Here is a 6,502-nt window from a genome sequence, read left to right on the forward strand (position 1 = left end):
CACCAGTCCGCTTGCCGAGGCCTCGGGCTCGACGCAGCCCGGCACGCCGCACGCGCACTCCAGCGCGCCGTCCCCGAGCGGGATGTGCCCGAGTTCTCCGGCTCCGCCCCACGCACCACGATGGACACGCCCGTCGATCACCATCCCGCACCCGATGCCGGTGCCGAGTGTGACCAGCACCAGCGTGTGTGCGTCTCTCCCGGCGCCCAGCCGATGCTCGGCCAGCGCGGCGAGATTGGCGTCGTTGTCCACCACCACCCGGCGCCCCAGGCGGCGCTCGAGCTCGTCACGCACCGGCTCGTCGTGCCAGTGCGGCAGGTGGGCGGTCGCGCCGCGCAGCACACCGGTCGATGGATCGATCACGCCCGGGCAACCGAATCCGATCGTCGCTCGCGCCTCGCCCGCGTCGCCGGATCCCAGTGCTTCGAGCACCGCGATCGCAGCCTCGTAGGGACCCGAGTGCGACTCGAGCGCCCGCGAGGGCACCCGCGCGAACGCGAGGACCTCTCCCGAGTCCGCAAGCCGGACCGCCTTGAGATCGGTGCCGCCGAGATCCAGTCCGATCGACATCGGAACGCCCTCTCGAGTCGCCGCGAACCGACCGGCGCCATGGCGATCGACCGTGGAATCGGCGTGGTCGTGATCGCCAGCAGACCCGCGGCGCGCAGGCTAGCACAGGCAACTTTGGCGACCGTGATCGACGGCGCTAGAGTGCCGCGCATGCTCTCCGCTCCGAGGTCACGACGCCCCGGTGTTCCATCAATCGTGATTGCAGGCGCTCTGGGCCTGCTGGTGCTCGGGTCCTGCGGCGCCCCGCCCACCCCGCGCACAGCGATGCTCGAACGTGCGCTGCTCGCTTCGTGGGCTGCGCAGCGCGATACACTTCTGCCGATCGAAGGTGTCGGCGCGACGGTTCGAATCGTCACCGATCGCAACGGCGTGCCGCACGTGAGCGCTCAGTCGCTCGCGGACCTCTACTTCGGTTGGGGCTTCGTGACCGCTCGCGATCGCGCGTGGCAGCTCGAGCACCTGCGACGCTCCGCCCATGGCACGATGTGGGAGTGGTTCGGCAATCGTTCGCTGCGCGCCGACGGCGGCGCGCAGTTGTTCGAGTTGCCGGAGCGCGCATCCACTCTGTGGGCACGGGATCGCGCCGACTCGAACGTGCGGAGCGCGCTCGAGTCTTACGTGGCCGGCATCAACGCCTGCTTCGCGCTCAACCGCGCGGGTGCGATTCCGTGGGCCCCCGAGTTCACGACCCTGCGGCGCTACCCGACCGACTGGGTGCCCGAAGATGTCTACATCGACATCCTGGCGCAGGCGTTCGTGCTGGACTTCGATGCCGACGAGTTCGATGAGGCGGACGAACTGAAAACCGGCGGTCTTGAGCGCTTCGAAGCGCGGCGGCGCTTCGAAGGCGAGCAGGTCTACACCACGATCCCGGACTCCGCCGCGCGCCGCCTCTACGGTGCACCCGACTCGCAGCACGTCGCGGTCTGGTCCGCGGCACCGCGTCCGATCGCGCCGGCACTGGCGATGCTCGTCGCCCGCGCACGCGCCGACCTGGCGCCATGGGTCGCCCCACTCCGCGATCCCGAGCAGCGCGCGAGCAACGTGTTCGCGGTCGGCGCCAACCGCAGCGCGAGCGGCCGCCCGCTGCTCGCAAACGATCCGCATCTTCCGCTCGGCGCCCCGGGCACGCTCTACGCGGTGCATCTCCATTGCACCGCAGCCGGCCTCGACGCAATCGGCGCGGGAGCCCCGGGTGTGCCGGTCCTGGTGAGCGGCCGCAATCGCGCCATGGCGTGGGGACTCACCACGTTGTCCGCCGACCTGGTCGACGTCTACGCCGACACGATTTCGAGCGACGGCTCGAGAGTCCGATTCGGAGACGGCTGGGTACCGGTTCGCGAAGGCGACTACCGCATGCGCTTCCGCGCACTCGGCGTATTCGATCTCCCGACGTTCGGCCAGAAGCGGCGCTACACGCCGCACGGTCCGGTGGTGGCCTGGGATCGAAAGTCGAGGCTCGCACTCAGCGTGAAGTGGGCGGGTTCCGATTCCTCGTTCACGCTGCGCGAGCTGGTCGGCATCGAGCGTGAGACCGACGCGCGGCGCGGCGCCCGACGCTTCGGCACCCTGGTGCGCCCGGCCTTCAACTGGGTGGTCGCCGACAGCCAGGGGCATGTCGAGTACCAGGTCGCCGGAGCGCTGCCTCGACGTAACTTCCGCCCCGGCCCGGGACCGCTGCCGTCAGACGGGCGTCACGAGTGGAGCGGCGAGCGGATCGGCGATCATCTGCCGCACTGGGAAGTCCCGTCTCATGGCTTCGTCGCGAACGGCAACAACCTGCCGATCGGGGCGGCCTACCCCGAACGACTTCCGCGCTACGACTGGCTGCAGGATCGAGCGCTGCGGATCGCCGAGCGCCTCTCGGCACTCGAGACCGTGAGCCTCGACGACCTCGAGCGCGTGCAGGGCGATCGGTTCTCGCGGCCCTCGCAGCGCGTCAGGCCTCGACTGGTGGCGTGCGCGGATTCGATCTGGAACTCGCTCGGGGCGCGCGAGCGTGAAGCGGTGGACTCGCTGCGTCGCTGGGACGGGCTCGCGCAGCGTGACCGCGTCGGCCCGACGCTCTACCGCGCGTGGTACGGGGCGTTTCTGCGGCGCTCGGGCTTCGAGGCGGTACCGGGCCTCGCGCTCGCAGCACTCGACGGTCGAGCACCCGAGGCGCTGCGCCGGCCGGGTACCGACTCGCTCGAGCGCGCAGCGGTTGCGGCGGTCGCGGCACTCGACACGGCACTCGCTCGACTCACCGCTCACCTCGGCGAAACGCTTTCCACCTGGACCTGGGAGCGCGCACACCGCGCGCGCTTCAAGCACGAGCTGGCGTGGCGCGACTCGGCGTTCGCGCCGCCTTCTCAGGTCATGGACGGCGACAACTCGACGCCCTCGGTGGGAGCCTCGCGACTGCCCTGGTCGACCACCGTCGTGCACGGTCCGATGTGGCGTCACCTCGTCGATCTCGCCGTGCCGGGCGTTTCGTGGGCGGTGCTGCCGCCCGGCAACTCGGGGCGCGGCCCCCACGCGCGCGACCTGCTCGATGCGTGGTCGAACCGCGAATACATCCCGCTCCATCTCGACTGGTCGCGGATCGATGAGTTGAAAGAAAGCGAGTGGCGACTCGAACCGAGGGGACGGCGCTAGACCCGCGCCAGATCCCGCATCGCACGCAGCATGTCGTCTTTCTGCGGCAGGATCAGCTCTTCGCTGGTCGGCGCGTACGCGCAGAACACGTCCATCGCGGCGACTCGCTTGACCGGCGCATCGAGGTCCCAGAACAGATCGTCTGAAACGCGTGCGGCGATCTCGGCACCGAAGCCACAGGTGAGCGTGTCCTCGTGGGCCACGATCACGCGACCGGTCTTTCGCACCGAGCGCGCGATCGCTTCCATGTCGAACGGCATCACGGTTCGAAGGTCGAGAATCTCGACTTCGATCCCTTCCTCTGCGAGCTCCTGCGCGGCCAGGTAGCTTCGCTGCACCAGTGCACCGTACGTCACGACCGTCACGTCGCTGCCCTCTCTCACCACCCGCGCGCGGCCGAACGGCACCGTGTACTCGGGGCCCGGGTACGGTGACTTGGCGTAGGGCTGGCGGTAGAGGTGCTTGTGCTCGAGGAACAACACCGGATCCTCACTGCGCAGTGCCGTTCGCAGCAGGCCGTTCGCGTCCATCGCGGTGCTCGGAATCACGACCCGCAGTCCCGGGCAGTGCGCGAAGATGCTCTCGCCGCACTGGCTGTGGTAGGGCGCTCCACCCTGCAGGTAGCCGCCATACGCCGAGCGGATGATCACGGGCGCCGCGAACGCGTTGTTCGAGCGCCACCGCAGGTTCGAGAGCTCGTTGCGGATCTGCATCATCGCGGGCCAGATGTAGTCGAAGAACTGGATCTCGACCACCGGGCGGAATCCGAGCGTCGCGAGTCCGATCGCACGCCCCACGATGTTCGCTTCGGCCAGCGGTGAGTTGTAGACGCGCTTGCCGCCGAACGCTTTCTGCAATCCCCAGGTCACGCCGAACACGCCACCCTTGCCCTTCACTTCCTCGAGGAATTCCTCGTTCGAAGCGTCGGCGATGTCCTCACCGAACATGATGATGCGCGAGTCGCGCTTCATCTCGTCCCGCAGGCAGTAGTTCACCAGCTGCAGAAGGGTCTCGGGCTGGCTCGCCGGATCGATCTGCGGTTCGACCGCGAAGCGATCCGAGGTCGGGTCGACGTTCGGCGAGTACACGAACATCGTCACCGCATGTGGAGGCGGCTGCTGGCTCTTGAGCGCCGATTCCGATTCCGCGCGCACGTGGGTCTGCACTTCGGTCGCGACGCGCTCGAGTCCGGCCTCGTCGATCAGTCCCTCTTCGACCAGAAAGCGGCCGAAGTTGGGAATGCAGTCGAGCTTCGCCTCTTCGTCGCGCACCGCCTTGGTCTTGTACTTGGATTCGTCGTCCGACATCGAATGCGAATACGGACGCGTCACCAGCGCGCGCACCAGCGCCGGCCCCTTGCGTTCGCGACAGTAGGCGATCGCTTCCTGAAGCACGCCGTAGGATTCAACCGGATCGCTGCCGTCGACTTCGCCGACCCAGTGAAGATTCGGGAAGTTCTTGACCAGCTGCGCCACGTTGCCACCCGGCGTCTGCACGTCGACCGGCACCGAGATCGCATAGCCGTTGTCTTCGACCAGAAACAGCACCGGCAGCCGCAGCGTGCAGGCGGAACTCAGCGCTTCCCAGAACTCGCCCTCGCTGGTCGCGCCGTCACCGGTGGTGACGAGCACCACCTCGTCGCCCTTGGCTCGGCCCTTGAGCTCGGGGTATTCGGGCTCCAGGTCCTTGTACTTGACGAGCGCCTCGGCGGCTCCCACCGCCTGGAGGAACTGGGTCCCGGTCGGGCTCGATTGCGAAACGATGTTGAGCTTCTGATGACCCCAGTGGCTCGGCATCTGCCGGCCGCCCGAGTTGGGGTCTTCCATCGAGCCCACCGACGACAGGAACATCTCGCGCGGCGTCATGCCGAGCTGCAGGCACAACGCGCGGTCACGGTAGTAGGGATAGAACCAGTCGTGACCCGGCTTCAGCAGCTTGCCGGCCGCCGTGAGTACCGCCTCGTGACCGGCGCCGGAGATCTGGAAGAACACCAGATTGAGCTTCTTGAGGCGGATCTCCTCGTCGTCGATCCGGCGCGAGGTCAGCATGTTGCGGTACATGCCGACGAGTTCGTCGCGGGTGAGCCCGTGATATCGAGCGGCCGAAGCCGTCTGGGCGCGAGTGGCCGCCATGGGGCGTGTTCTCCGGGGTCGTTGGGGACGAAACAAGTCGCACGAGACTACCTGACCTGAACCTGACCCGGCAACGGTTTGCTTCTGCTAGCCTGCGCCGCGGCGACGCGTCGAACCCACGCGCGTCGGCCCCCGGCGACTTCGACTCACCACTTCCAGGAGAACTCATGATCAACGTTGGACGCAGGATCCCCGGCGTCGCCACGCTCGCGCTCGCGGTGGCGCTGCTCGCGCCGTTCGCCCATGCCGAGCTCACGCCGCCGCGCCCGAGCCCGAACGCTTCCGTCACTCAGGGCGTCGGACTCACGAATCTCTCGATGACCTACAGCCGACCGGGCGTCAAGGCCCGCAAGATCTGGGGCGAGCTGGTTCCGATGGACAAGCCGTGGCGCACCGGCGCGAACGAAGCGACGACGTTCACGACCTCGACCGACATCCAGGTCGCGGGCAAGACGTTGCCGGCCGGCACCTACAGCTTCTTCACGATTCCGAGCAAGGACTCGTGGACGGTGATCTTCAGCAAGCAGAAGGAACTGTGGGGTGCTTACGAGTACGACGACAAGCAGGATCAGCTGCGCGTCACCGCCAAGCCCGTCACGGGTCAGCCGAATCAGGAGTGGATGTGGCTCGGCTTCGACAACCTGACGCCGACTTCGTGCGACTTGGTGCTGCGATGGGAGACGCTGTCGCTCGCGCTGCCGATCACGGTCGAGGTCAATGAGCGCTTCCTGTCGCTGGCGCGCACCGAGATCGCGGCCGCCAAGACGGATGACTGGCGCACGCCGTTCGTCGCTGCGCGATACAGCTTCGACAACAACCTCGCGCTCGTCGAAGGCAAGCAGTGGCTCGACAAGTCGGTCGCGATTCAGGCGACCCACGCGAATCTGGCACTGCACGCGCGGTGGCTGGCCAAGGACGGCAACACCAAGGATGCCATCGCCACCGCGAAGAAGGCGGTCGAACTCGGCAAGGCCGCCAAGCCGCCGGCCGACGTCGCCCCGACTGAGAAACTGATCGCGGAGTGGTCGGCGACCAAGTAGTTCCGCTCCACACGGGCATCGACGACGGGCGTTCGGCTGCGGCCGGGCGCCCGTTTCGCGTCGCCGCCTCCGTGACGGCGCACGCGGCCGTGGCGCGCGGACTCAGGCCGCAGTGGCGCGAGG

4 protein-coding genes are annotated in these 6,502 nt (G+C 68.0%); 2 read left to right on the top strand and 2 right to left on the bottom strand.

What is annotated here, in order from left to right:
* Window positions 1-570: ROK family protein (locus HOP12_12235; protein NOT34923.1), on the bottom strand; the 570-nt coding region annotated here is incomplete at its 3' end.
* Between the two features lie 264 nt (window positions 571-834).
* Here HOP12_12235 and HOP12_12240 point away from each other — a divergent pair.
* Window positions 835-3,207, top strand: a complete 2,373-nt coding sequence (locus HOP12_12240; protein NOT34924.1) for a penicillin acylase family protein — start codon at window positions 835-837, stop codon at window positions 3,205-3,207.
* Here HOP12_12240 and HOP12_12245 read toward each other — a convergent pair.
* Entirely contained in the window at window positions 3,204-5,339 is a 2,136-nt protein-coding gene (locus tag HOP12_12245) for a dehydrogenase (protein ID NOT34925.1), read from the bottom strand. The genes HOP12_12240 and HOP12_12245 overlap by 4 nt on opposite strands.
* Before the next feature lie 167 nt (window positions 5,340-5,506).
* Here HOP12_12245 and HOP12_12250 point away from each other — a divergent pair, with 167 nt between their 5' ends.
* On the top strand, window positions 5,507-6,379 hold the full coding sequence (locus HOP12_12250; protein ID NOT34926.1) for a DUF2911 domain-containing protein: 873 nt from the start codon (window positions 5,507-5,509) through the stop codon (window positions 6,377-6,379).
* Window positions 6,380-6,502: the final 123 nt, after the last annotated feature.

The organism is Candidatus Eisenbacteria bacterium, assembly GCA_013140805.1.
In the GTDB taxonomy this organism is placed as follows: domain Bacteria; phylum Eisenbacteria; class RBG-16-71-46; order RBG-16-71-46; family RBG-16-71-46; genus JABFRW01.